Origin of the sequence: Oceanospirillum beijerinckii DSM 7166, from assembly GCF_000422425.1 — a bacterium.
Classification (GTDB): Bacteria; Pseudomonadota; Gammaproteobacteria; order Pseudomonadales; family Halomonadaceae; genus Oceanospirillum; species Oceanospirillum beijerinckii.
On the sequence record NZ_KE383829.1, the window covers coordinates 1 to 24,478 of the forward strand.

General features: G+C 44.3%; 24 protein-coding genes and 2 pseudogenes. 25 read left to right on the forward strand and 1 reads right to left on the reverse strand.

Features of this window, described 5'->3' with window-relative positions; genetic code table 11:
• A pseudogene (locus H579_RS28990) lies at positions 1-149 on the reverse strand (IS5/IS1182 family transposase); the annotation flags it as partial.
• A gap of 80 nt (positions 150-229) precedes the next feature.
• Here H579_RS28990 and tnpC point away from each other — a divergent pair.
• The 25 genes and pseudogenes from tnpC to flhB form a co-directional block, all read left to right on the forward strand.
• Positions 230-1,325: pseudogene (gene tnpC / locus H579_RS26800) on the forward strand (IS66 family transposase); the annotation flags it as partial.
• 587 nt (positions 1,326-1,912) lie between these two features.
• Entirely contained in the window at positions 1,913-3,361 is a 1,449-nt protein-coding gene (gene fliD / locus H579_RS0119920; protein WP_028302108.1) for a flagellar filament capping protein FliD, read from the forward strand.
• A 26-nt stretch (positions 3,362-3,387) separates the two neighbouring features.
• Complete coding sequence (fliS, locus tag H579_RS26805) at positions 3,388-3,804, forward strand: flagellar export chaperone FliS (protein WP_051228051.1); 417 nt, start codon at positions 3,388-3,390, stop codon at positions 3,802-3,804.
• Positions 3,797-5,953 carry a motility associated factor glycosyltransferase family protein gene (locus H579_RS0119930; RefSeq protein WP_028302109.1) on the forward strand — a complete coding sequence of 719 codons (2,157 nt, stop codon included), beginning with the start codon at positions 3,797-3,799 and terminating at the stop codon, positions 5,951-5,953. The genes fliS and H579_RS0119930 overlap by 8 nt, the downstream gene beginning before the upstream one ends.
• A gap of 9 nt (positions 5,954-5,962) precedes the next feature.
• Positions 5,963-7,105 (forward strand): N-acetyl sugar amidotransferase, encoded by a 1,143-nt coding sequence (locus H579_RS0119935; RefSeq protein WP_211224767.1) that lies wholly within the window; start codon positions 5,963-5,965, stop codon positions 7,103-7,105.
• A gap of 6 nt (positions 7,106-7,111) precedes the next feature.
• The gene (gene hisH / locus H579_RS0119940) at positions 7,112-7,720 is read left to right on the forward strand and encodes an imidazole glycerol phosphate synthase subunit HisH (protein ID WP_028302111.1); all 609 of its coding nucleotides are present in this window, start codon (positions 7,112-7,114) and stop codon (positions 7,718-7,720) included.
• Positions 7,714-8,460: an imidazole glycerol phosphate synthase subunit HisF gene (gene hisF / locus H579_RS0119945; RefSeq protein ID WP_028302112.1), complete on the forward strand. Its 747-nt coding sequence runs from the start codon at positions 7,714-7,716 to the stop codon at positions 8,458-8,460. Before hisH ends, hisF begins: the two co-directional genes overlap by 7 nt.
• Positions 8,461-8,490: 30 nt before the next feature.
• The gene (locus H579_RS0119950) at positions 8,491-8,823 is read left to right on the forward strand and encodes a hypothetical protein (RefSeq protein WP_028302113.1); all 333 of its coding nucleotides are present in this window, start codon (positions 8,491-8,493) and stop codon (positions 8,821-8,823) included.
• Between the two features lie 6 nt (positions 8,824-8,829).
• Positions 8,830-9,966, forward strand: coding sequence for a sensor histidine kinase (locus tag H579_RS26810; protein WP_051228054.1), 1,137 nt, complete (start codon positions 8,830-8,832; stop codon positions 9,964-9,966).
• Between the two features lie 7 nt (positions 9,967-9,973).
• Positions 9,974-11,383 carry a sigma-54-dependent transcriptional regulator gene (locus H579_RS0119960; RefSeq protein ID WP_028302114.1) on the forward strand — a complete coding sequence of 470 codons (1,410 nt, stop codon included), beginning with the start codon at positions 9,974-9,976 and terminating at the stop codon, positions 11,381-11,383.
• A 122-nt stretch (positions 11,384-11,505) separates the two neighbouring features.
• Positions 11,506-11,871, forward strand: coding sequence for a flagellar hook-basal body complex protein FliE (fliE, locus tag H579_RS0119965; protein ID WP_028302115.1), 366 nt, complete (start codon positions 11,506-11,508; stop codon positions 11,869-11,871).
• 43 nt (positions 11,872-11,914) lie between these two features.
• A complete protein-coding gene (gene fliF / locus H579_RS0119970) occupies positions 11,915-13,648 on the forward strand; it encodes a flagellar basal-body MS-ring/collar protein FliF (RefSeq protein ID WP_245583321.1) in 1,734 nt (577 codons plus the stop codon).
• A complete protein-coding gene (gene fliG, locus H579_RS0119975) occupies positions 13,641-14,654 on the forward strand; it encodes a flagellar motor switch protein FliG (protein ID WP_028302117.1) in 1,014 nt (337 codons plus the stop codon). Before fliF ends, fliG begins: the two co-directional genes overlap by 8 nt.
• Before the next feature lie 16 nt (positions 14,655-14,670).
• Positions 14,671-15,501 (forward strand): flagellar assembly protein FliH, encoded by an 831-nt coding sequence (locus H579_RS0119980; protein ID WP_028302118.1) that lies wholly within the window; start codon positions 14,671-14,673, stop codon positions 15,499-15,501.
• On the forward strand, positions 15,494-16,834 hold the full coding sequence (gene fliI, locus H579_RS0119985) for a flagellar protein export ATPase FliI (RefSeq protein ID WP_028302119.1): 1,341 nt from the start codon (positions 15,494-15,496) through the stop codon (positions 16,832-16,834). Before H579_RS0119980 ends, fliI begins: the two co-directional genes overlap by 8 nt.
• A gap of 52 nt (positions 16,835-16,886) precedes the next feature.
• Positions 16,887-17,345, forward strand: coding sequence for a flagellar export protein FliJ (gene fliJ / locus H579_RS0119990; protein WP_028302120.1), 459 nt, complete (start codon positions 16,887-16,889; stop codon positions 17,343-17,345).
• A gap of 70 nt (positions 17,346-17,415) precedes the next feature.
• Positions 17,416-18,771: a flagellar hook-length control protein FliK gene (locus tag H579_RS28190; protein WP_028302121.1), complete on the forward strand. Its 1,356-nt coding sequence runs from the start codon at positions 17,416-17,418 to the stop codon at positions 18,769-18,771.
• Between the two features lie 83 nt (positions 18,772-18,854).
• Positions 18,855-19,358, forward strand: coding sequence for a flagellar basal body-associated FliL family protein (locus H579_RS0120000; protein WP_036567011.1), 504 nt, complete (start codon positions 18,855-18,857; stop codon positions 19,356-19,358).
• A 12-nt stretch (positions 19,359-19,370) separates the two neighbouring features.
• Positions 19,371-20,348: a flagellar motor switch protein FliM gene (gene fliM, locus H579_RS0120005; RefSeq protein ID WP_028302123.1), complete on the forward strand. Its 978-nt coding sequence runs from the start codon at positions 19,371-19,373 to the stop codon at positions 20,346-20,348.
• Between the two features lie 22 nt (positions 20,349-20,370).
• On the forward strand, positions 20,371-20,904 hold the full coding sequence (fliN, locus tag H579_RS0120010; RefSeq protein ID WP_211224768.1) for a flagellar motor switch protein FliN: 534 nt from the start codon (positions 20,371-20,373) through the stop codon (positions 20,902-20,904).
• A gap of 3 nt (positions 20,905-20,907) precedes the next feature.
• Positions 20,908-21,438, forward strand: a complete 531-nt coding sequence (gene fliO, locus H579_RS28195) for a flagellar biosynthetic protein FliO (protein WP_051228057.1) — start codon at positions 20,908-20,910, stop codon at positions 21,436-21,438.
• The gene (fliP, locus tag H579_RS0120020; protein ID WP_028302125.1) at positions 21,438-22,181 is read left to right on the forward strand and encodes a flagellar type III secretion system pore protein FliP; all 744 of its coding nucleotides are present in this window, start codon (positions 21,438-21,440) and stop codon (positions 22,179-22,181) included. The genes fliO and fliP overlap by 1 nt, the downstream gene beginning before the upstream one ends.
• A gap of 2 nt (positions 22,182-22,183) precedes the next feature.
• Positions 22,184-22,453 (forward strand): flagellar biosynthesis protein FliQ, encoded by a 270-nt coding sequence (gene fliQ, locus H579_RS0120025; RefSeq protein WP_028302126.1) that lies wholly within the window; start codon positions 22,184-22,186, stop codon positions 22,451-22,453.
• A 4-nt stretch (positions 22,454-22,457) separates the two neighbouring features.
• Positions 22,458-23,249, forward strand: coding sequence for a flagellar biosynthetic protein FliR (gene fliR, locus H579_RS0120030; protein ID WP_102049396.1), 792 nt, complete (start codon positions 22,458-22,460; stop codon positions 23,247-23,249).
• Positions 23,249-24,382, forward strand: a complete 1,134-nt coding sequence (flhB, locus tag H579_RS0120035; protein WP_028302128.1) for a flagellar biosynthesis protein FlhB — start codon at positions 23,249-23,251, stop codon at positions 24,380-24,382. Before fliR ends, flhB begins: the two co-directional genes overlap by 1 nt.
• The last annotated feature ends 96 nt before the right edge of the window (positions 24,383-24,478 follow it).

A 24,478-nucleotide genomic window follows, 5' to 3' on the forward strand; every position in this document is an offset into this window, starting at 1 on the left:
CCGCGATATGCTCCCTGGATGGCTTGCAAATCCAGACTATCGACAACCTCTACAATAAAGCGAGCTAAATGATCTTCAGGCAGCCAGTCATCAATAGATGGAGGAAGTAGATAAGGCGTTTGACGATCGATGGTACGAAAGCGACTCATGATATATCCTGCTGGAACCTGAAAAGGGCTATTATCCTAGATCTGGATGAAATGGGCTAATAGTCCGACAGGCTGCTAAAGGTCAATATAAAGAAATCGGCTATCAGAAGCGGCAGGTCTTCGACATTGATATCACTCGAACCATTGTGGAATATCAGGCCCAAATACTCGAGGATGAACGGGGTCAACGTTTCGTTGCAGCATTTCCTGAAGGGGTCACATCCTCAGTCCAGTATGGGCCGGGTGTTAAAGCTCATGCGGTTTATCTGTCCCAGTATCAACTGCTGCCTTATCAGCGGATAGAAGAGTATTTCTCACAGCAGCTTGGATTGCCTGTCAGTGCAGGAAGCCTATTTAATTTTAATCAGCAGGCTGCACAGCAGATCCAGGTCCTGGGTGCTGAAGCCGTGATTAAACAATCACTCCGCACAGCTCCTGTTTTACATGTCGACGAAACAGGGATCAATATTGATGGCAAACGGCACTGGTTACATTCGGCCTCAACCGATCAGTGGACTTACTTCTCTTCACACCGTAAGCGCGGGCAGGAAGCCATGGATGCGGCTGATATCCTGCCTGACTTCAAAGGTGTTCTTTGCCATGATCATTGGAAGCCTTATTATCAATATAAAAGCTGCCAGCATGCTCTGTGTAATGCTCATCATCTGAGAGAGCTGGAAAGAGCCTGGGAGCAAGAAAGTCAAGCATGGGCCAAGTCACTTCAGGATCTACTTAAAGAGATGAACAAGGCCACTTTGGAGCACGATGGGTTGGTGCCTCCAGAAGTCAGGCTCAGTTATCTCAAGCGATATAGAGCTATCTTAGAAGCTGGTGATGAGGAAAGCCCTCCTCCAGATGAAAGCCAACGTAAAGAAGGCCAGCGAGGGCGTTTGAAACGAAGTAAATCCAGGGCTTTGTTAGAAAGATTAAGGGCTTATGAGGATGACGTTCTCAGATTTTTGAGCGTCCCAGAAGTTCCTTTTACCAACAATCAGGATGACGAAAGTTCATCAAAAGATATCAGGTTGTTTCCGCAGCCATCAAGGAGCGGAACAGTTCTGCTTGATCCGCAGTTATCTCACATCATGCCGTAAGCAATCAGTATCAGCGAGTAATGCTTTAACCCTACTATTTTGTGGGCAGCTACCCGATATTTTTGATCAGGCAGCTGAATAGTTACGCTCACATTTGCTTGACCACGTCAGATACCATATCCTGGTGACTTACTTAATCTCTATATCGCCAAATGCGGTAGCCTTGTGTTACCTGTTTTTAAATTGCTTGATATAGTTTTGCTTTTTCCTTGGGTGAGTTGGTGTTGTCGCATAGGCACGGAGCCATATCTTATCTTCTGTTATCTTGGTTGGTCCGTTGTGAGTGATCGTGTTCTCAAGTTTTCAGTCTGGAACTTGCGATGAATTGAGGGTGGGGCGTAAGCTATACTGTAGAAGAGAGTGTTGGGTTTCTAAATGATACTCTGAGTCGTCTATGTTGTTTCTAAGAAATGGGGTAGGGGCTTAAAGAATAAGAAACTCATGCCGATAACGTAAATGCAGTTCTATAGATGCTTGTTAAACTGCTGTGCTTGGATTTAATGAAATTCTTGGTTTCTGAATGCCAGCTCCGGTTTTGATGGATTGCGCCCGATTATAGATCGAGATCAGAGTTAAAGCTTGGTGCCAAAATTGCTTGGTTCTGTATGTGGAATGTGTTTTTGTGTTAAGCGGTAAGTTTTTTCCGTATTTGCGCTGGAGGTTAGAGCTATGAATCCTATGTTAGGTATTGGTTCCGGACTGGATCTAAATACAATGCTGGATAGTTTGGTCAGGGTGGCTAGCGAGCCTAAGGTTAAGCAGCTAGGGCAGAAAGAGGTTGAAGCGAAGGATGCAGTTTCTGGTTTAGGGGCTTTAAAAAGCCTGTTATCCAGCTTTCAGAGCGCGGCGGACGCCCTAAAAGATACATCTGAATACAGTAAGCGATCTGCAACTGTGACCCAGCCCTCAAGTGGAGAGGTTCTAACTGCAACGGCCGATGAGAGTGCTGTCTCAGGAACTTATAATATTGTTGTTAATGATATAGCTAAGGGGTCTAGAGTTTCGACAGCCCAGATTCCTGGTGGGCATGATGATGCATTGACCTTTAGTGGAGCCCCTGATGCTAATGGTGTTAAAGATACATTGGAGTTTTATATTGACGGGAATGCCTCGTTCACTCCGTTTTCTATCGATCTCAAGGATGGCATGTCTTTGAATGATATGGCTTCTGCTATCAGCTCGCATGAAGATAATTTTGGTGTAACTGCAACGGTTATTGATGGGCGTTTGGTCTACGACTCTTCTGTTTTGGGTGCAGATAATAATTTGGAGTCAAAAACATCACTATTGGCAAATGTACAGTTTTCTGTCGGTAAGGATTTGACCGGGTTTACAGATTCGCCAGCTAGTGTTGTGGATGCGGGAGATGTTACGTTAAGGGTTGCACAAGATGCAAGCATTGAAATTAACGGAATCCCTATTACTAAGGATAGTAATGATCTTGGTGGTGTTATTACAGGGGTTTCTCTTACTCTTACAGATTCAGCCCCAGGAGAGGTGTCAACAGTAACTGTTGCTCAAGATACATCTTCAATCAAGAGCAAGATAGAGGCGTATGCTAGTGCCTACAATAAGCTGCGAGAAGGAATGAATGAGCTTAAAGGTAACTATGATAAAGATGCAGAGCAGTTTGTTTATGGCAAGCTATCAGGTGATCCTATTATCAGGAATATTGAGTCTGTTTTGGGTGGGATACTGACTCAACAGGTGGTCGGTGCCGCTTCTGGTGCGGATACCCTGTATGCCATTGGTCTTGAGATTGAAAGTGATGGTACTCTCAGTGTTGATAGTGCGCGCTTGGATGATGCGGTGAGTGAAAACTTTGATGATCTTGAGAAACTTTTTACTGGTGATAATGGTATTGCAACACTAACCAGTGAACGGATGGATGCTTATCTTGGTTTTGATGGTGTTATTAAGGGTAAAGAAGACTCTTATAATGATATACTTGATGACTTGGAGGTGCAGTATGAGGCTCATGCCCGTTATATTGAGGGGTATCAGGCAACGCTAATGAAACAGTTTACTGCATTGGATAGTACCGTGTCACGCTTGCAGGGTACAATGAGTCAAATTGCTCCGCAGTTAGCTGCGCTGTCAAATATTTCATATTCATAAGCTGACATAACTTAGGCGAATTAATTATGAGAAAAGCCTTGCGTCAATATCAAACTGTAAACTTAGAAAGTGATATTGAAAGTGCATCGCCTTATAGAATAACGCAATTGCTACTTGAGGGTTGTTTGCGTTTTATGAAACAGGCTCGGTTTGCAATTGAGAAAGAAGATTACGAAAAAAAGGGTTTCTTTATTTCAAAGTCTTCTGCAATTATTTTGACGTTAGCAGGATCTATTGATCGGGAAAAAAGTCCTGAGCTATCCGATAATCTGGTGAATCTATATGACTTTTGTTTAGATCGGTTGTTAGCTGCATCAGTAGAGATGAATGTGACCAAAATTGATGATGCTATTGATGTGCTTCAAGAGATAAAAACAGGTTGGGATGCGATTACTGATGATGACGTTGCGAAAGCTGAGATGATGAGAAAAAAAGATGGGTGAAGATATTAAGCTTTCTGATGATGCGGCTAAATTAGCTGCGTTTTTTATGTTGAGACTTGAGTCAAACTTGAAAGCTTTTGAAAAGGTTGATTCATCGATATATGAAGAGTTCAAGGATTACTCAGAAAATAATTATTTTTTGATTTTTGATGACGAAGGGCGGGTTAACTTGCTTGATGCGTCGTCAGGCGGGCTTGTTTATGATAAAAATCCGTATGAACAAATAATTAATAACTTAGAAACCTATCGAAAGTCTCCTATATTTAATTCAGCAATATGTATTAATGGTGAGAAACCTAAAGAAGGTAATCCCAATTTTGTTCATAATACCTTGGTGTACAATATTGGGCAGGCTCAGGCTAAAGTGCTTAGCCGAAGTTTGATTGATAGGATTAATCGTGATAATGATACTAATCCTTATCAAATTAGTAGTGCTATTCGTGCTAGCGATGATGTTAAAGATCTTCCGGTTGAAGTAGGTAGTATGGTTTGCCTATCAATTGGTTTGGGATTTGATGTAGAGAAGTTGTATCTTGAACATGATATTGCTAACTTATATATTATTGAACCCGATAAAGATGTTTTTTATGCGAGTATGCAGTTGGTCGACTGGAAAAAAGTAATAGATAAGATGGAAGCCAAAGGCTTTACGATTTCTATTATGCTATCAGATGACTTTGATGAGTTGCTAGGCTTGTTTTCGCACTCGGTCTCTTTAGTTGGTAGGCATACTCTTGGTGGGTGTTATATTTATTCGGCCTTTTTTAAAGAATGTTATAGTGATCTTTTTGAGGGCTTAAAGAATAGGATATCTCGTGATCTAACTGCCGGTTTTGGGTTTTATGATGATTCGAGAATGAGTGTTGCTCATACTTATCATAACTTTAAGAATAAAATTCCGTCGATTAAGAAAGACTTTAGTGTTAATAAGGATTTTGGTCAGAAAGATGTTCCTGTCTTTGTTGTTGGTAATGGGCCGTCTTTAGATAAAGATTTAGAGTATATAAAGAATAATCAGGAGGCTGCGGTTGTAATTAGTTGCGGTACGTCGTTAGGTGCGCTGTATCATAAAAATATTAAACCTGATATCTATGTGGAATTAGAAAGGCCGTACGATACGGTAAGTTTATTAGAAAATATTTCTGATGATATTGGCGATTTTCTATCTGATACAATTTTTGTTGGGATGTCGCAGGTGCATCCTGATTTGTTTCAGTTCTTTGGTAGAGGTGGGCAAATGCCCAAGGATACTGAATCAGGTTCTCTGCTGGTAAGAAAGCTATTTGCTGATGAGGGGGTTTCTCTTGTAACAGGGGTCGGCCCTAGTTGTGTTCATTCAGGTTTTACCGTTGCTGTATTGCTTGGCTTTAGGCAGGTCTACTTCTTTGGTGTCGATATGGGATATCGATCGAGTGAGCATCATCATTCTAAATATAGCATTTATAATCAAATGAATGATGAGCGTAAGGAAGCCTATACACCTAAACTAAAAGGTGCATCTGAATTTGAGCCTAATTTTGGTGATGAGGTTGTTTATTCATCAGGCTTCTACCCTATGTATAAGGTGAAGCTGGATCAGATTGTAAGTGCTTTTGTTAAAGCCTTTCCTAAAAATATGAAAGTGTACAACTGTAGTGATGGTGCTAAGATTCTTGGTGCGGAGCCTGTGCATTCTTTTGATCTGGATTTAAATCCTTTGGAGATCAACAAGGCCTCAATGCTGCAGCAGATATATGAATCGCACTTTTCATATGTAGCTGATGATTTGGCGCTAAAAGAGATTGAAACAGAGATTCAGCAATCTATTGAGGTTGTTGATGATGTTTGTAATTGGTTTCAGGATGTAATTTATCCTGTAGAGACAGTGCCTGAGGCTCAGAGTTTGTTGGATAAAATATCTTATGGGTTTCAAGAAGATAAAGAGTTGATATCTGATGATGATGCGTGGATATATACAATATTTAATGGCTCTGTACTTTATTGTTTAAGCGCAGTGAGTAATATGCTTTATTTTCCTACTGATGAGAATGTGAGGATATCATCGTTTAATATGGCAATGGAGTCAGTGAGAGAGTTCTTTGTTTTGTTGAGAGATGATTATAAGAAGGGTGCAATGACCGCTTATGATCACAGTATTCATTATTTTTAGGGAAGAGCTATGTTGCAGTATTGTTCTAGCTGCTTGATCCCTGTCACCAGGCCAGAGCAAGTATTTGTTGATGGTGTTTGTGATGCATGTCATTCGGCTGAGGCTAAGCATAAAGAAATTGATTGGCAAGCGCGTGAGAATGAGTTTCGAAATATTTTAGATCGTTATCGCGGTGATGGTTCTGCCTATGACTGTATTATACCTGTCAGTGGTGGTAAGGATAGTTGTTATCAAGCGTTGATTATGCGGGATAAGTATGGGATGACACCTTTGTGTGTTACGCATACTCCCTGTGAGTTAACCGAAGTTGGTCTGAAAAACCTTAACTTCCTAAGGGATCAGGGCTTTGACTTGATTCAGGTATCAGGTAATCGTAAGAGTTATCGTGAGCTAGTGCGTATTGGTTTCTTTAAGTTGGGAGACTGTTGTTGGCCTGAGCATATCGGTATTTTTACTGCGCCTATTCGTGTTGCTGTTAACTATAATATACCTCTTTTGATTTGGGGGGAAAACTCTCAGTTCGAGTATGGCGGTCCTGCCTCTCATAAAGAAAATAATTATCTGGACCGAAATTGGTTGGAACAGTTTCAGATGAGCGGTCATCGACTGTCTGATGTTGTGCATGATGGTGTTGATTTAAACTCGATTAAAACATTACTTTATCCCAGCGATGAGGAGTTAAAGCGTGTAGGTGTGACGGGATTATTCCTTGGTTATTATGAAAAGTGGGACTCTCGCCGCAATACAGATCTTTGTTGTTCGCTTGGTTGGAGTAAAAATCCAGATGGTCCTGTAGAGGGCGCTTACAACGATATTGAAAATTTAGATTGTAAGTGGATTGGTGGGCTTCACGACTATATGAAGTTCATTAAGTATGGCTATGGTCGGGCGACAGATCAGTTGTGTATTGAGGTTCGTGCTGGACGGATGACGCGTGAAGAGGCAGTTGAGGAGCTAAAACATACCTCTGAGGGGAAGATTCCTTGGAAGTATGTGCCTGATTTTCTTGACTATCTAAGCATTACGGAAAATGAGTTTCTCACTAACCTGGATCGCTTCACCAATCGTATGTTGTTTGAACGGGATGAAGAGACCGGTGAATTGAAAAAGGATGCTGATGGCAATCTCATTAGACGCTTTCTTCCAGGTTGATTGTTTATGGTGACTATAGTTGATCTCGGTATTGGTAATATTGGTAGCATTTCTAAAGTGTTGCGTTATTTGGGGGTTGAGCATGAAGTTGTTACTGGGCCCGATCAACTTGCTGTGGCAGAGAAAATTATACTACCTGGAGTTGGCAGTTTTTCTGAGGGTGCAAAAAGGCTTGACGAAACAGGGTTTCGAGCTGCTCTTTTGCAAGCAGTGCAAGAAAGGGGGGTCCCACTATTAGGGATTTGCGTTGGAATGCAATTGCTTGCTCGAACTGGCTTTGAAGGCGGTGAGTGTCAGGGGTTGGGTTTAATTGATGGTGTTGTGAGTAAAATTGATGATATGGGGGGGCAGTTACAGATCCCTCATATGGGGTGGAACGATGTTAAGTTGCCTTCACTCCCTGTTTTTGATGCTATTCCTGGTCTCAGTTGTTTTTATTTTGTCCACAGCTATGCAATGTTGCTGAATGAAGAAGTTGAGGCGGCCTATGCTTATTATGGTCAGCCAGTTTTGGCTTTTGTGAATAAAAATAATATCTATGGTGTGCAGTTTCATCCGGAAAAAAGCCAGCAGGCGGGTCTTACTTTTTTGAGGAATTTTGTTGAAAAATGTTAAGAAAAAGAGTGGTACCGATAGTTCTGCTGGATGGTTTTTCTGTATTGAAGACAATTCAGTTTTCTCAGCGCAGGAATTTAGGGAGTCCTGTTACCATTATCCGAACCTATAATACGCGTAACGTTGATGAGTTAGTTCTACTGGATATAGATGCTTCCCGGCAGAGGCGGGCAATCGATAAGTTTACGATACAGGACTTGGCTCAGGAGTGCTTCATGCCTCTCACCGTCGGGGGGGGGGTGCGTTCGCTTGATGATATTGAACTATTGCTGAAAAATGGGGCTGATAAGGTTGCTATTAATAGCTATGCCATAGAAAATCCTTCATTTATTGCTGAGGCGTCCAAAGTGTTTGGTTCTCAGTGTATTGTTGTATCAATTGATGTTGTTGAGCGTGATGGCTCTTTTGAAATTTACTCTGCCAGTGGAAAAGAAGTTAGTATGACTTTAGAGGAGTGGTTACGTGAAGTTGAAAAACAGGGGGCAGGGGAGATCCTTATTAATAATGTGACTCGTGATGGGACTATGGAGGGGGGGAGTGTTGATCTAGCTAATCTTGTTTCCTCTGTAGTTAAAATTCCCGCGATATATGCTGGAGGGATAGAATCCCCAGAGGATTGTGCCAGGATAGCAGAGACTTCTATTTCTGCAGTAGGGGTTTCAAGTATTTTTCATTTTACGGATGCTACTCCTCAGGATTGTCGTAATGCGATGGCTGAGTGTGGTATACCTGTGCGTTAGTAGCTTGGGACGTTAAGTGGTGTCGTATTAATGAGGTATGATGAAGAAGTAATATTGGTTTGGCAGGCGCAGATGGCATTGTTGTCGAAGTTGGAGCAATTGATCGCTTCTGATGAGAAGGAGAAATGGGTTGAGGCCGATCAGTTGGCATTAGAGTTCGATGTTGGCATGAGGCGCTTTTTTTCTGAGTATACTGATCTGCCAGAGTCGGTTGCTAATCAGGTTGTTGCTGATGGTGAAAGAGTGATAACGGTAATTTCTGCGTTACTTACCAGCACGGGTCAGCAGAAACAGGAAATGGCAAAAGAGATTGCTGGTTTTCTAAAAGGGCAAAAAGGTATCAAGGCTTATAAGAAGGTTTAGTGGCAAATGAGTGCTTCAGCGCAGGATCTACAAGTTGCATTCCAGGAGTTCACAGCCTTATCTGAGCAGCTAACTGCTTCCTATAATGAACTTCAGGATAAAATTGTTCGTTTGACGGAAGACCTGGAGGAGGCAAAAAGGCAGCGATTGCAAGAGTTGGAGCAGAAACAGCTGATCGCTGAAAAGCTCGAAAATCTACTTAACTTACTTCCTGTTGGTGTTGTTGTGATGAATGGGGCAGGCGTTGTTGGTAGTGCTAACCCTACAGCTAAAACCTTGTTGGGGAATGATATAGAAGGCTGTCGCTGGATAGAGGTGATAGAGCAAAGCTTTTCCCCTAAGCAGAATGATGGATACGAGATCTCCCTCAAAGATGGGCGTTTAGTGTCTATCGCGACGCGTTCTTTGGATAAAGAACCCGGGCAGATGGTGGTCATTAACGATATGACTGAAACTCGCCGTTTACAGGAGCAGTTAAGTAGAACAGAAAGGCTGACAGAGATGGGGCAAATGGTCGCTTCTCTGGCTCATCAGATCAGAACCCCACTGTCTGCGGCGATGCTTTATGCTGGTCATTTGCAAGCGAGTGACCTTTCTGAAGCAAACAGAGTTAAATTTGCAGGAAAGCTTCAAGGGCGGCTACAAAATCTTGAGCAGCAGATTGGTGATATGCTTCAGTTTGCCCGCGGTGGCAGTGCTGTGGCAGAGCAATTTCACGTTGCGGATTTCTTCGAGTACTTAAAAGCTTCATTGGAAGGCATTTTTTTGCAGTCATCAGTCGCTTGTGAGTGGCAGTTGAACGGCTTGGCTGGATTGCTGTTGGGGCATCAGGAGTCTTTGTGTGGTGCATTGCAGAATTTGGTTAATAATGCAATACAGGCGGGTTCAGATAAAATAGAGCTAAGGTCTGAAATTGTTGGGGCGAGCCTTGAGATAAGTGTAATTGATAATGGTCCAGGCATTCCTGATGAACAACTGGAAAAAATTCTGGAACCATTTTTTACCACAAAATCCAGAGGCACAGGGTTAGGGTTGGCTATTGTGCAATCTGTGGTAAGTGCGCATAAAGGCTCGCTGACTGTTCATTCAGAAATAAGAAAAGGTAGTTGCTTTACAGTGCATCTGCCTCTGGTCACGGTATAGGTTGGATATGCAGGCAAAAATTCTAGTTGTGGAAGATGACCCGGATCTGCGAGAGGCGCTGGTTGATACCCTTGAGTTGGCTGGCTTTCTAGTAAATGAAGCGGATTGTGGTGAGGCTGCTATCGCCAAGCTGTCAGAGTCAGTGTTTGATCTTGTTGTGTCTGATATCAATATGCCGGGTATAGATGGTCATGAGTTGCTGCGTCATGTGGTATCTAAATACCCTGGGTTATCGGTGCTGCTGATTACTGCTTATGGGAGTATATCCAGCGCTGTTGATGCTATGCGTCAAGGGGCTGTTGATTATTTAGTTAAGCCTTTTGAGCCTAAGGTTTTGGTTGAGTTGGTTGAAAAGTATGCTCAGGGGCATGCTGGCTCAAAAGCAGATGAGCCCGTGATGGTAAGTGAAAAGAGTGCTTTCGCGTTCAATCTGGCTAAGCGAGTAGCTGTTACCGATTCGACAGTGCTAATTGCTGGCGAGAGTGGGTCTGGCAAGGAAGTGATAGCCAGCTATATTCATCGCCACTCCCCTCGTGCTGATAAGCCTTTTGTGGCAATTAACTGTGCGGCGATTCCAGAAACAATGCTTGAAGCAACACTGTTTGGTCACGAGAAAGGTGCTTTTACTGGTGCCGTGAATAGTGCACCTGGTAAGTTTGAGCAGGCTAATGGCGGTACTCTGCTATTGGATGAGATTTCAGAGATGGCATTAGATTTGCAGGCCAAGCTTTTGCGAGTTCTGCAAGAGCAGGAAGTTGAGCGTGTGGGTGGCCGTAAAACGATCAAGTTAGATGTGCGTGTTTTAGCGACAACCAACCGTAATATGCAGAAATATATTTCGGATGGTAAGTTTCGGGAAGATTTGTTTTACCGGCTCAACGTTTTCCCTATTAATCTTGCACCGCTACGTGAAAGGGCTGCAGATGTAGTACCTCTTGCAGAACGGCTGTTTGCAAAGCATGCTAAAAAAATGGGGCGTGCGCCGGTAGTCTTATCATTGTCTGCTAAAAATGAGCTCAGCCATTATCATTGGCCCGGTAATGTGAGAGAACTAGAAAACGTAGTTCAGAGAGCTCTGGTGTTGCAGCCTTCGACGGTGATTGAGGCGGAAGATCTTTGCATAGAAAGTGGCTCAATGGTGGCAAAAATTCTCCAGGATGAAGGCGGTGTAGAGTCTGCTGATCAAGAGATTTCTGCAACATATCCCGTATCTAAGCCTCCTTTGGAATCAGGGAATCTGGGGGATGATCTTCAGCAGAAAGAGTTTGAAATGATTATTGCTGTTTTACGCGAAGAAAAAGGGCGTAAAAATAAGGCTGCTGACCGCTTGGGTATTAGTCCTAGGACGTTAAGGTACAAGCTGGCGAAAATGAGAGACATGGGGATTGATGTCGAAAAAGCCATTGAGACCATTTGATTTAAGATACGGGCTGGTCTTTTGCCCGTGAACAGATATAAAATAATTAGATGCAGTGCATTCTAGTGGCTTGTTGTCTCTACACTGAGTGAGGCAGCAATATAGAGAGTTAGGAGTAAGCCATGGTTGATCGAGCGGACATATCAAGTGTGCTGGATCAGATTCGGTCAATGCAGTCTGAACTGAACCAGACCAGCCGTGCTACGCCAAATGTTAGGGTTGGTGCCACTCAAGGCGTCGACAAGGTGAACGAAGCAGGCGAAGTTCCAGACTTTGCTGAAATGCTGAAAAATGCCATTGATAAAGTCAATGAGACGCAAAAAACAGCTAATGCTTTACGTGAATCTTATGAGATGGGTGATCCTGAGGTAGATATTACTCAGGTTATGATTGCTTCTCAGAAATCAACCGTAGCTTTTGAAGCGATGACACAGGTTAGAAATAAACTGGTTTCTGCTTACCAGGAAATCATGAGAATGCCGGTGTAATCAATACATCGGTTAAATCATTCTGTTTTTAGGACTCGAGTGAATGGATAATCCTTCAGCGGAAGCGGCGCAAGATTCTACAGAGCAGCCAGAAGATAGACAGCAGAAAAAAATGGCTGATAAAAACGAAGCTGTATCTACTGATAAGAAGCAAAGTGGTTTTGGCAGCGTCCTGGAGGGGTTTAATAATCTCGATATGATTCGCCAGTTGGGTTTGTTGGCGGGTTTCGCTGCGAGTATAGCTATCGGCTTTGCTGTTGTCCTTTGGTCTCAAGACAAGGATTATCGCCCTCTTTTGAGTAGCATTGGCGAATACGATTCTCCTGCCGTTGTGGAGATTCTTGAGCGCAATGGTATTGGCTATAAGGTCGATCCCAAGTCTGGCGCTTTATTGGTCCTGTCAGATAAAATTTATGAAGCACGGATGAAAATCGCGGCTTCGGATGTCGCTCGAGCTGATATGGTAGGTTATGAGCTGCTAGATCAGGAACAAGGCCTGGGTACCAGTCAGTTTATGGAGTCAGCCCGCTATCGTCGTAGTGTCGAGGGTGAGTTGGCTCGTACAATTTCCAGTCTGCAACCTGTGCGAGGCGCTCGGGTGCATCTTGCTATTCCGAAACAGTCAGTATTTGTGCGTGACTATCGAAAGCCTTCTGCCTCTGTTTTTCTAAATCTTCAAGGTGGTGCTGTACTTGACTCTAGTCAGGCTAATGCCATTGTAAACCTGGTTGCGACCAGTATTCCTGAGCTTGATCCAAAGAATGTAACGATTGTTGATCAACGAGGTCGTTTACTATCTCAGGGTGAAGATAAAGAATCAGATAAACAAATTCAGCGTCAGTTTGAGTATTCCCGTAAGCTTGAGCGAGTTCTTACAGAGCGGGTACGGAGTATTCTTGAGCCCGTTCTAGGACCTGGGCGTTACCAGGCGGCTGTTTCTGCTGAGATTGACTTTACTCAAACTGAACAAACGGAAGAGCTTTATAACCCGGATTTACCTGCTTTGCGTAGTGAGCAGGTGATGAATGAGCAGCGTGTTGGTGATTTTAATAACGCAGGCATTCCTGGGGCTTTATCCAACCAGCCTCCGGGACAGGTTGCTGTCCCTGAAGACGTTAATGGTGAAGGGGGCGGTACCGGCCAGGCATTAAACAGTCGTAAGCAAGCTACTCGTAACTTTGAGCTTGATAGAACTATCAGTTATTCCCGTAATCATTTGGGGCGGGTGCAGCGTCTGACAGTAGCTGTTGTGGTTGACGATATTATTATTCGTGAGCCAGAGTCCGGTGAAGTGGTTCGTAGAGCGTGGGATGAAAATGAGTTGCGCCGCCTGGAAGTGCTGGTACGTGATGCAGTGGGGTTTAATGCTATTCGAGGTGATAGCGTTAATGTAGTGAATTCGCCATTTGCGGGAGCTGGTGATGAAGCTTTCGAAAAACCTCCTTTCTGGCAGGAGCCTTGGTTCTGGGAGATTGCCAAGCAGGTTTTAGCTGGTCTATTTGTTTTGATTCTTATTTTTGGTGTGCTGCGACCAATTCTCAAAAGTCTGGCTACTGCGAAAGACACTGCAGATGGAGCGGATGCTGAAGATGAAATGCTGGCTCCTCTGGATGATTTGGGTGAGGATCAAGTGACACTATCTGCGGCTGATGATCCGCTGTTGGCTGGGCCAAATGAAGCATTTGAGCGTCAATTGAATGCAATTAGAGCAATGATTGCGGAAGATCCTGGTCGTGTGGCTCAGGTGGTAAGGCAGTGGGTGATAGCTGATGAGTGATGATGATTACCAGGAGAGCCTGGGCTCGGTTGATAGGGCTGCTATCTTATTGATGACTCTGGGTGAGACCGATGCGGCGCAGATTCTAAGGCACATGGGGCCAAAAGAAGTGCAGCGCGTTGGTATGGCAATGTCCCAGCTGCAACATGTTTCTAAGGATCAGGTTGAAGATGTACTGTCTGAATTTCTTGAAATTTCAGGTAACGTAACAGGCTTGGGTATTGGTGCGGACAGCTATATCCGTCGAATGCTGACTGAAGCTCTGGGTGAAGATAAAGCCAATGGCTTGGTTGATAGAATTTTGCTTGGTGGTAATACGACAGGTCTTGATACGCTGAAGTGGATGGAACCTAGGGCAATTGCAGATATTATTCGCTATGAGCATCCACAAATTCAGGCGATTGTATTGTCCTACCTGGATGCAGATCAGTCAGCTGAGGTGGTTGCCTTCTTTGACTCTAAGGTTCGTTTGGATGTTATTCTTCGAGTAGCCGCATTGGAATCAGTCCAGCCTCAGGCGTTGCAAGAATTGAATGATATTCTTGAGAAGCAGTTCTCTGGCAGTTCCGGCACTCAAACTACCAGTATGGGTGGTGTTAAGGTTGCCGCTAATATTATGAACAACCTTGAAAGTGCGCTTGAAGGCGAACTGATGGAAGCAATTAAGGAAGTTGACGAGCAACTGGGTGAAGAAATCGAAGACCTGATGTTCGTATTTGATAACCTTGTTGATGTTGATGACAGGGATATTCAGGTGTTGCTGAGAGAAGTTAATCCGGATAGCTTGGTGTTGGCATTGAAAGGTGCTGACAACAGAGTTCAAGAGAAAATCTTCAAAAATATGTCCAAGCGTGCCAGTGAGCTGTTGCGTGATGACCTTGAAGCTAAAGGTCCGGTCCGAGTGAGTGAAGTAGAGACGGCCCAGAAAGAAATTCTGGCCATTGCTCGTCGTTTGGCTGAGGATGGTGAGATTACTCTGGGTGGTGGTGCCGATCAGATGATCTAAATGACGAGAAGAGATTATGTCCTTGGATAAGCGCCGTGTATGGAGCAGTGAAGATTTAGATGGATTTGAGAAATGGGAGATGCCAGATTTAACTGGTATCTCCCTTCGCAGTTTAGGTCGAGAGAAAATATCTGATCAGATTGTTGGGCCTGAAGATGAGGGTGTAGAAGAGGAAGTCGAAGTACTCGAACTACCCACCCAGGATGAGATAGATGCTATCAAGCTGCAAGCATATGAAGAAGCTTATGCTGCAGGTAAAGAGCAAGGGATGCTGGATGGTTTGGCTCAGGGTCGTGAAGATGGTTTTCTGAAAGGTAAGGCTGAGGGTCATGAAGAAGGCTCTCAGCAAGGTTATCAGGAAGGCCTGCAGCAGGGACAGCGGGAAATTGATGCCGCTTTGGGGCAGTTGAATAATGTCCTGGCGCTATTGCATGAACCTATTGAGCAGCAGAGTGAAGAGCTGGAGCATGTGCTGTATAACTTGCTGGAGAAGTTAGTGCGCATCATGACTCATCACGAGCTTCAGCTGAGGTCAGACGTTGTGCTGGATATTATTCGCGAATCACTTGATGCACTGCCGCGCAATAGTGAGCGGATTCGTGTTTTTGTCAGTGCTCAGGATTTTGAATTGGCAAATAATCAGTCAATGGGAAGTCTGGATAAATGGCAGGTGTATATTGACGAGGCGATGCCGCCAGGTGGTTGCCGTGTTGAAACATTGAATAGTCTCATTGATGCCAGTGTAGAGACGCGTCTTAATGATATGCTGAATCAGATTGTTAGTCAGCGTTATGCTCGTAAAAGCACTGGTGAGCTAGAAGATCGTTCTGAGGTGGCCAGTGAATAATTTAGCTTCCCGTTTAAGTCAGTATCAGCCTGATAGTTCTGTTCGACCCAGGATTGCTCCTGAGGGGCGCTTGGTGCGTATGGTTGGCTTGACATTAGAGGCCGTAGGTTGTGATCTGCCTGTGGGAAGCTATTGTTCTGTGGAGACAGCTCATGGGGGGTTTGTTGAGGCTGAAGTTGTAGGTTTTTCCGCTGATCGCCTGTATCTGATGCCTGTAGGTGTTGCGGAAGGGTTGAGACCTGGTGGGCGTGTTATTCCCAATGATAAGGCGATGAATATTCCAGTAGGTCCTGCATTATTGGGGCGTGTGCTGAATGGTATTGGTGAGCCCATTGATGGGCTGGGACCCATCATCTCCCGTGAGACAACCAGTTTACATGGTAAGATTATAAACCCGTTGGATCGTAAACCAATTGACTCTACTTTAGATGTAGGTATCCGCTGTATTAACTCTCTCTTTGCTGTGGGTCAGGGGCAGCGATTGGGGTTATTTGCAGGCAGCGGTGTGGGTAAGAGTATGCTGTTGGGAATGATGACTCGGTTTACTGAGGCTGACATTATTATCGTAGGCCTTGTCGGTGAGCGGGGTCGAGAAGTAAAAGAGTTTATTGAGCAAATTCTGGGGCAAGAAGGTCTGGCCCGTTCTGTAGTGGTTGCTTCACCTGCCGATGACTCTGCTTTGATGCGTCTTAGGGCTGCAATGTTGACTACCAGTATCGCGGAATATTTCCGTGATCAAGGTAAGAAGGTGCTGATGCTTATGGACTCGCTAACCCGTTTTGCTCAGGCGCAGCGGGAAATTGCTTTGGCTGTAGGAGAGCCACCGGCGACTAAAGGTTATCCTCCATCGGTGTTTGCAAAGATTCCACAGTTGGTGGAAAGAGCTGGTAATGGTAAAGAGGGTACAGGTGGCTCCATTACTGCTTTTTATACAGTATTGACGGAAGGTGATGATCAGCAGGACCCTATTGCAGATGCGACTCGAGCGATTCTTGATGGCCATATTGTTTTATCCCGGCGTTTGGCAGAAGAAGGCCACTATCCAGCAATCGATGTTGAAGCCTCTATTAGTCGTGTAATGCCTCACGTTGTATCTGATGAGCATCTGAAGCAAGCTTACCGTTTCAAGCAGATTTATGCTAAATATCAACAGAGTAAAGATCTTATCAGTGTAGGGGCTTACAGTAAGGGATCTGATAGTGAGATTGATCAGGCCATTACTCTAATGCCTGTGATGCGCCAATTCCTGCAGCAAGGACTGAGGGAAAATGTTGATGTGATTACCAGCTTTCAGCAACTGCATATGATCTTAAACCAACCTCAGGCAAATTAATTCTGTAGAGTGCTTTAGTTGATCAAGAGGCAATGTGAATGGATAGAAATATATGAAACGTTCAAAGCGCTTGAAAAATATTATGGTGCTGGCAGAGAAAAAAGAGAAAGATGCGGCAAGCGCGTTAGGTTTTTTGCAGAGTAAAATAGAATCAGAGCGTCAGAAAAAGCAGCAGTTGAAAGATTACGAGCTGGAATATCATGATAAGATTACTGAGGCTGGGCGCAGTGGTATATCTGGTTCTTCTCTTCGAAGGTACTATGCTTTTATGTCTCACCTTAATGATGCGGCTACTCAGCAGGTTGAGCATATTGGTGAGTTGGAACAGCAGGTTGATCAGGTACAGCAATATTGGTTAAAAACCCGTGGTGAATTAAAAGCCTTTGAGAGCCTGGTTGAGCGTGCTCAGAAGGATGAGCGTTTACAGGAAGATAAGCAACAGCAAAAGCTAATTGATGAACTATCGGGCCTCAATTATACCCGTCGCTTACAGTCTTCAGGTAATGACTGACCCCTATCAAGATTAAGCTGGCATATAGCTTGCAGAACCTTAAACAGGAATTCTAAACTGAGGTTTTGTTATGGCGATTGGTCAGACGCAATCGGTCAGTGATTTGCTATCGCTGGGGATTAAAAATAGCAACAATGATAAAGCCAATAGCACTAAAACTGATCAGAAGCAGTTTGGTACTACTTTAAAAGCATTCTCTTCTTCATATTCAGATACGCATCCAGCTTCTGCCGGTCGTCCTAATAATGCGGCGTCTCCTGGGCTGCCTACAGGAAAAAACAATCCTATCGGCGGCAATATCTCGCCAGATATGAGGGGACGAGGTGCGTCATTAGACAGGATGGAATCCCATGAGGCGGGAGCTCATGAGGCGGAAGCTCATACAGCAGTATCTCAGCGCCCTAAAAACAGGGAGGAGCTGGTTGAGGGGTTGGAGCGTGCAGGCATTGACCATCAAGCGTTAAAAGAGCGGGTTGTCTCTTCAGGTGAGGTAACTGAAGAGGAGTTTGATGATTTGATGGACTCTCCTGATGACTTTCTGAAAGAGCTGGATGCTTGGTTGCAGATGCCTGAATTGGGGTTGGAAATACTTGCTTTGACTGATCAACCATTGATGCTACAGCAGTTGGCTTTATTGGGGCGAGTAGGTCGTTCCGGTGGCTCTGATGGACAAGCACAACAGCCCGTGCAAGTTGAAACTTCAGGGAAAAAAGAGCCTGCTTCTGATTTAGTTGGGCGCTTGTTGGATGAGCAGGGTGGTGAAGGCAGCTTAGAAGAAGGTTTTAATAAGAATAAGTTTTTTGAGCAGTTGCTGACTGCCAAGAGTTCGGAGTCGGGTAATAAAATGGGGCAGTTTTCCTCATTAATGTTGGGTGAGTCCTTTCAAAGTGAGAAGGCTTCGCCTCCGAACGGAGTTGGTTTATCTGGTTTAGGCGCCACTGTACAGGGCTCTGCTCAAGTTTCTCAGGCTTTACCTCAGCTGCCTGTTATGAGAGGTTTGCCCGGGCAGCCAGGTGCGACGGAAGCTTTGTCAGAGCGTATTATGATGATGCGCGCTAAAAATATGCAGATTGCAGAGATTAAGTTGAACCCTCAGGAGCTGGGTGCACTAGAGGTTCGGATTAAAGTAGTCAATGATGTAGCCAATGTGCAATTTCATAGCCCTAACCCGGGCGTAAGGGAAGCGCTTGAGGGGCAAATTGTACGTTTGCGTGAAATGTTAGATGGTGCCGGTTTAAGTTTGGGGGATGTAGGGGTGTCAGATCAATCCTTATCTGATGGGCATGAGGAGTCTTTTGCCAGTCATTCTACATCTGGTTCAACAGATGCCGATGGAAGTGATGATGGTTTGGCGCAAGGAGTTGAGCAAGCGGGGATGATTGCTCGGTCCAGGCAATCAATAGGCGTGGTTGACTACTTTGCCTAGCACAAGCATTATTGTGTGTAAGTCGCCAATAAAGCAGAACTTTTTTATACTAGCGTAATTAAGTTAAAAGCACGAGGCCAGAAATGGAAGACCTGAACGAAGAGAAAAAAAGCAGTAAAAAAACCATTATTATTATTGCTGTTGTGGCCTTGTTGGCAATTGCGGCTGCTGTTGGCGGCACCTTGTTCTTTTTAGGGAAATTGCCTGGGCTTTCGGAACAGCCAGCTGCAACGACAGCAGCGCCTTCTGGTCCTCAGATTACTCAAAGTAACTCGGTCTATTACAATATGGAGCCTGCTTTTGTCGTTAACTTTCATGCGGGGCGTAAGCAGCGCTTCATGCAGGTTTATGTAGCGATTAAAGCGCAAAGTGAAGATGCGTTGTCTGAAGTAGAGCGCCATTCCCCTCTGATTCGCAACGATCTGAACATCCTGTTTGCTAAGCAGGACTTTGAGAGCATTCAAACCCCGGAAGGCAAAGAAGAGATGCGCCAGGCTGCAACGAAGGCAATACAGGATGTGCTGGCCAAGTACAGCAATGGTGTGACAATTGATGAAGTTCTCTTTACCAACCTAGTCATGCAGTAAGGGTTTAAATCAATGTCAATGCAAGATCTGTTATCCCAGGACGAAATTGATGTCCTTCTGCATGGTGTGGAAGATGATGATCTTCCTCCTGCTTCAGATGATGATTCTGATGGTAGTGAGGTTCAGAACTACGATATTACCAGTCAAGATCGTATTGTTCGTGGGCGTATGCCCACTCTGGAAATGATTAACGAGCGTTTTGCTCGTTATACACGTATTAGCTTATTTAACCTGATGCGTCGTAGTTCCCATGTGACTGCTGGTGGCGTTCAGATTATGAAGTTTGGTGAGTACGTGCATACCTTGTTCGTGCCCACTAGCTTAAACCTGGTGAAAATGAGGCCTTTACGGGGCTCCGCACTTTTCGTTCTGGATGCAAAGCTAGTTTTTAAGTTGGTTGATAACTTTTTTGGTGGTGATGGACGTCATGCCAAAATTGAAGGGCGGGAGTTTACTCCGACTGAAATTCGTATTGTTCAAAAAGTGTTGGAGCAGGTTTTTGTTGATTTGAAAGAAGCCTGGAGTACGGTATTACCTTTGAACTTTGAATATATCGGTTTTGAAGTTAACCCTTCGATGGCGAATATTGTAAGCCCGAGTGAAGTGGTTGTTGTTAGTACCTTCCATATTGAGTTGGATGGTGGTGGTGGCGACATGCATATTACTATCCCTTACTCCATGATTGAGCCGGTTAGAGAAGAGCTTGACTCCGGTGTACAAAGTGATGTGGATGATGTGGATGAGCGCTGGGTGCGTGCATTACGGCAGGACGTGATGGAAGCTACTATTCCTCTGAATGTGAAAGTGGCAGAGCGTGATATTGCTCTGGGGGAGATTATGGGGCTGGAAGCCGGCGATATTATTCCAATCGAAATGCCAGAAAATGTCACATTACTTGCCAACAATGTTCCGACATTCAAATGTAAAATGGGGCGCTCTGGTGAGAATATGGCTCTAAAAATTGTTGAACAGATAAAATTGCAGCGTTAATAAGCTTAAAGGCTGGTGATCTATGAGTGATGAGAATAACGAAGTAAATCAGGATGAGATGGCCGATGATTGGGCGGCCGCTATGGACGAGCAGACCACTAGCGAAGCTGAAGCATCTGAAGATGATTGGGCGGCAGCGATGGAAGAGCAGGCTGTAGCTGATGATGGTGTCGAGGATGAATGGGCAGCTGCATTGTCTGAGCAAGATACTGCTGAATCGGGGATTTCAGAGGATGATATCGAAAGCGCTCCTTTAGAGTATCTGGAAGATGATAGCGTTCCGATGGATGAAGATAATCCTAATCTGGACGTCATAATGGACATTCCCGTGACTATTGCAATGGAGGTGGGTAGTACAGAAATTGCTATCCGTAATTTGTTGCAGTTGAATCAGGGGTCGGTCATTGAACTTGATAGGCTGGCCGGTGAGCCTTTGGATGTAAAAGTAAATGGTACGTTGATTGCCCATGGTGAGGTAGTGATGGTGAATGAAAAGTTCGGTATCCGTCTGACTGGTGTGGTGAGCCCTTCTGAGCGGATTAAGAAGTTGCGCTAGTGCATGGATAAGCGTTTTTTTTTAATTATTAGTTTGCTTTCTTCTATCTTTCTGAGCTCGCAAGTGCGGGCTCAAGAGGTTTCTGAGCCTCTATCCTCTCCTACGGTGGGCGCTACTGTGATTAGTTCTACAGTTGCTGACTCCTCTCCTTACCCTACACCTGTCAAGACTATAGAAGGTGGGCTAATCAGCCAAAACCTGGAAAGTGTCTCTATTTCATTGGCGGTTGTATTGTTGGTTATCTTTCTTTTGGCCTGGTTGGTTCGTAAAGCTGCGCCATTAGGTTCTGGAGGAGGGGGAGGTCAGATGAAGGTACTGTCTATCTTGCCGCTGGGAGGGAAGGAGAAGATTATATTGGTTGATGTAGCTGGCACTCAGATGGTATTAGGTATTTCTGCTGCGGGTGTTAACTGTTTACATGTTTTTACAGATCCAGTTGTGTTAGATCATCAGTTATCTTCTCGAACACAAGGGTTTCAGGCTATTTTACAAGGTTTTGTTGCAAATAAAGCGACAAATAAGGATGCAAGCTAATGCTGCGGTTTATCGGCATATTGTTCTTTGCTGTACTATTCAGTAGTGCAGCAAGCGCTGAAACAGGGATTCCTGCTGTCACTTTGATTACAGGAGAAGATGGTTCGCAGAATTATTCTGTAACGATCCAGATTCTGGCAATCATGACGGCGCTGACGTTTATTCCTGCCGCCTTGATTATGCTAACATCTTTTACGCGCATCATTATTGTTTTTGCAATTCTGCGTCAAGCGTTAGGCTTGCAGCGGTCACCTTCTAACCAGATCATGATTGGTTTGGCGCTATTTCTGACCTTCTTTATTATGACGCCGGTTTGGGATCAGATTAATGTAAGCGCGCTGCAGCCTTATCTTAATGAGACAGTTAATGCTGCGGATGCTGTGGAGTTAGCCAAAAAGCCAATTACTGAGTTTATGCTCGCCCAGACACGTGAAGATCATGTGGACCTCTTTGCTCGTATTGCTGGCTATGAGCAGTTTGCTTCAGCGGCCGATATTCCTTTCAGTATTCTTGTGCCTGCTTTTATGACCAGTGAGTTGAAAACAGCTTTTCAGATCGGCTTTATTGTCTTTATTCCCTTTCTTGTAATTGATCTCGTAATAGCCAGTATTCTGATGGCTATGGGTATGATGATGTTATCACCTATTATTATTTCTCTGCCTTTTAAAATTATGCTGTTTATTCTTATCGATGGCTGGGCTTTGGTGATGGGAACTCTTGCATCCAGTTTTGGAGCGGGTTAGTTATGACTCCTTCGGTCGTCGTTGATATCTTAAGAGAAGCGATGTTTCTCATTATGCTGATTGTTGCTGTTATGGTGGTGCCTAGCTTATTGGTAGGTTTAGTTATCAGTGTATTTCAGGCTGCAACACAGATTAACGAGCAGACTCTGAGCTTTTTGCCGCGCCTTTTTGCTACTTTATTAGCTATTGTTGTTGCTGGTCCTTGGTTGGTCAGGTCTTTGACCGAGTTTGCTACAAAGCTGTATTCCAATATTCCTTTCTTGATAGGTTAGCCTGGTGCCTGCGATCATTACGGATAGCATGATAACGGAATGGGTGGCTGGTTTTCTTTGGCCATTATTCCGTGTTGCGGGCTTCTTCATGGCAGTGCCGCTGATTGGTTCTCAGATGTTGCCCTCAAATATGCGCTTGGGGCTCTCTGTAATGACGACTTTGGCGATAATGCCACTGTTGCCTCCTGTGCCGCAGATCGATCTGATTTCGATGGAAGCATTTTTGCTGATTGCTCAACAGGTGCTAATTGGTGTGACATTTGGCTTTATCGTACAGATTGTTTACCAGGTTTTCGCTCTTGCTGGGCAAATATACGCCATGCAGGCCGGTTTGGGCTTTGCGTCGATGGCAGATCCTGCTAACGGTGTAAATACGACGGTAATGGCCCAATTCCTGGTGATAGGCGGCAATATGCTATTTGTGACCATGAATGGGCATTTGGCGTTAATACAAATCCTGGCTGATAGCTTTCAGCTTTTACCTATTGGGTATGTTGGCGTTGATCGTGAGCTTTTTTGGGAAATTGCCAGTTTGGGGGGCTGGATGTTTGCGGCTGCTTTTCTGATTGTCCTGCCTGGTATTACAGCTTTGTTGATGGTGCAGGCGGGGCTGGGGATTGTGACTCGAGCGGCGCCTCAGCTGAATATTTTCTCTCTTGGCTTCCCATTTATGATGACGTTCAGTTTATTGATTGCTTGGATTGGCCTGAATACGATAGTGATTCATTTTGAATCGATTTTTGATTTTGGTCTGGGTTTCTTACGCGATTGGATTGAGTCTAGGGCTAGTACGTAATGGCTAAAGAGAACGAAGACGGGCAGGAAAAAACCGAAGAACCCACCAGTAAGCGTCTCGATGAGGCGCGTAAAAAAGGCGATATTCCGCGTTCTAAAGATTTAAATACAATGTTGCTGACATTGGTTGCGGCAGCATCGTTACTCGTTTTTGGTCCTGGCGTTGCTGAAGTGTTAATGGGTATTTTTCATTATAACTTTTCCATATCCCGAGTTGATATCTTTGATACTCAAGGAATGTTTCGTCATCTGACTCAATCTGTTAAAGGGGCTATTCTTGGTTTATTACCCATGATGGGGGTCTTTGTTTTGGCGGCTCTTATTGCTCCTATTTCTTTAGGGGGGTGGAACTTTAGTACAGAAGCGCTGGTGCCAAAGTTTAGCCGTTTGAACCCTATTGAGGGTATTAAAAGACTTTTTTCTCTAAATTCTCTGGTTGAGCTATTAAAGGCAATTGCTAAAGTAGCCGTGGTCGGTGTGGCTGCGGTGCTGGTGTTTAATGCCTATAAGTTAGAGCTGCCTAGTCTGTCTCATATGGCGCCTGAGTATGCATTTGCACGTATGGTGGAGATCTTGGCTTGGGTGGCGATTTGGATCAGTTCTTCACTGATTTTGATTGTATTGATTGATGTGCCGTTTCAGCTCTATCAATACAATGAAAAAATGAAGATGACCCTGCAAGAAGTCAAAGACGAGATGAAAAACACTGAGGGTAAGCCTGAGGTTAAAGGACGGATTCGTCAGTTACAGCGAGAAATGGCTAACCGTCGAATGATGTCTGATGTACCTCAAGCTGATGTGGTGATTACTAACCCAACACACTTCGCTGTAGCGTTGAAGTATGATGATGGTGTTATGGGAGCTCCAGAGTTGCTGGCTAAAGGTGGTGATGAAGTTGCCTTTAAAATTCGTGAAATTGCAGAGGCTCATAATATACCAGTGCTTCAAATTCCTCCTTTATCTCGGGCTATTTATTATAGTACGGAAATTGGAGAGGCGATTCCTGAGGGGCTATATATGGCAGTCGCACAGATTTTGGCTTACGTTTACCAGCTAAAACAATCTAAGTCAGGAAAGGCTTCTCATCCTGGAAAAGCCCCATCACCAGAAATACCTAATGAATATAAGAAGTAAATAAGCCATGCAATCGCTTATTGCTTTGCCTGGTATCGTATTGTTGGTAGCATTGCTGCTGGTGTGACTTTATTTTGCTGCCAAAGCAAGGGCAAG